This window comes from Microbacterium sp. P2_F9 (genome assembly GCF_056403635.1).
This window is the reverse complement of sequence record NZ_JBFUFC010000363.1, coordinates 1-1,802: the sequence shown is the minus strand read 5'-3', so window position 1 is coordinate 1,802 and position 1,802 is coordinate 1. Positions and strand designations below refer to the sequence as shown.

The following is a 1,802-nucleotide window of genomic DNA, read 5'->3' as shown; positions in this document are numbered from 1 at the left end:
GGGGTCGAGCTCGGGCTCGTGCAGCGCGAGGCCGACCCCGACGACGCCCGGCGCACGCGCATCGCGCTGACCGATCAGGGACGCGCGATCGTCCGGGGGTTCCGCGGCGAGCGGCGCGAGGCGGTCGACTCCGCGCTCGCCGCCTTCACCGACGACGAGCGCGCCGAACTCGCCCGCCTGCTCGTCAAGCTCGCCGACGCCTGGCCCCGTTGACCTGCCGCTGCCGGCCGAGCCGGATCAGAAGCTCGTGACGAGGTCTCCGAGCACGGCGGTGAGCTTGGTCGGGTCGGTGGCGTCGTAGTAGTGCGCGCCGGTCGCACTCGAGATCGACTGCAGCGTGGCGACGTCGGCATCCGCTCCGTAGGCGAGGGTGAAGATGAGCACCGGGGTGTCGTGATGCATCGCCTGGAGATCAGCGAGCATCTGCTCGGCGCCGATCGTCGGACCGTTGGGTGTGTCGTTCTTGCCGTCGCTGAGCAGCACGATCGCGGTGATGCGGTCGGACGACCACGAACCCGCCTGCTGCGCCGCGAAGGTGTCGACGGCCTGGTACAGCGGGGTGTCGCCCATCGACTGCAGACCGCCGAGCGCCCCGAGGAGCGCGTCGTGGTTCGTCACGATCTCGGCCATCGGCGAGACGTTGCCCGGCACCATGGCGCCATCAGGGCTCTGCGCGAACGCGGCGAGTCCGACGCTGTCGCCGGCCGTGAAGTGGTCGAGCGCCTTCGCGATGGCGGACTTGGCCGCGGACAGCTTGGTGTCGCTGGCCGAGATCGGCTCGTCCATCGAGCCCGAGACGTCCATCAGGAACAGCACCTGAGCGCGCTTGCGAACGTCGGGGAACGCGGTGTTGACCGCGGCCACGACATCCTGCTCCGGCAGCGGAAGGACGCCCTGGGGATCTGCAGGGAGCTGCGCGACGTCTGCCACGCCGGCATCCGGCGTGCGGTTGAGGTCGCGATAACCGGACGCGCGGACGATCTCCTGGCCCTGCACGGTGCCGGCGTAGCGGATGAAGTCCGCTGCGGCGTCGGCTTCGTTCTCGTCGACCCAGTCACCGGTCAGCACGACGGCGGGGTTGTCGGCGCCGTAGAAGCCATCCGTGGGATAGATCGGAACGAGCTTCTCCTCCGGCGGCGCGCCCTCGACGCGGGTCACGCCGTCGCGGCTGGTGATCCCGCGGTTGTAGTCCCAGACGGACTTCTCGTCGACGATGACGGCCGAGAGGAAGTCCGCGACCGAGCCCTTGTCGTCGGCCTGACGTGCATGCCAGAGGAAGTGCTCGGGCGTGGCCATGTAGTGGCTGGTGGCGAGCTCGTGCTCGCGCACGGTGTCCTGCACCTTGGGGTCTTCGACAGCCTTGACGGTGAGGCCGGCGAGATCGCCCGAGGCCGTTCCGAAGGACGCGAACATCGCCGCTTCGCCGGATGTCGCGACCACCGGGCTCGTCTTGCCGAGCTTGAAGGCGCCCCACTCGGGATGGCCGAGGTCGCCCCACAGGTCCTTGTCCGCGGCGGCGTCGAACACGTCGCCCCACGTCGGGGGCTTGGCATCCCAGCCGATCGACTCGACGAGGGGAGCCGGCATCGCGAGCACGATGTTGGACGAGCCGACGCTGGTTCCCACCTCGGGCACGGCGGTCGCGCCGTCGGCGCGCGCCAGGGCGAGCCACGTGTAGGAGTCGGGCAGCCAGACGATCGGCCGCGCCTCGGGGGCGACATTCGGGAAACCGGCGGCGGCGGCCTCGGCCGCGACGCCCGACTTGTCGCGCACGGCGGAGACGACCACGCACCGACCATCGA

2 protein-coding genes are annotated in these 1,802 nt (G+C 70.5%); one reads left to right on the top strand and one right to left on the bottom strand.

Going from position 1 to position 1,802, the window contains the following annotated elements; genetic code table 11:
• Positions 1 to 213 (top strand): MarR family winged helix-turn-helix transcriptional regulator (locus tag AC1DVT_RS20005; RefSeq protein WP_477391115.1); only part of this gene is annotated, 213 nt, incomplete at its 5' end.
• 24 nt (positions 214 to 237) lie between these two features.
• Here the strand turns inward: AC1DVT_RS20005 and AC1DVT_RS20000 are convergent.
• On the bottom strand, positions 238 to 1,802 hold a 1,565-nt coding region (locus tag AC1DVT_RS20000; RefSeq protein WP_477391113.1), incomplete at its 5' end, for a vWA domain-containing protein.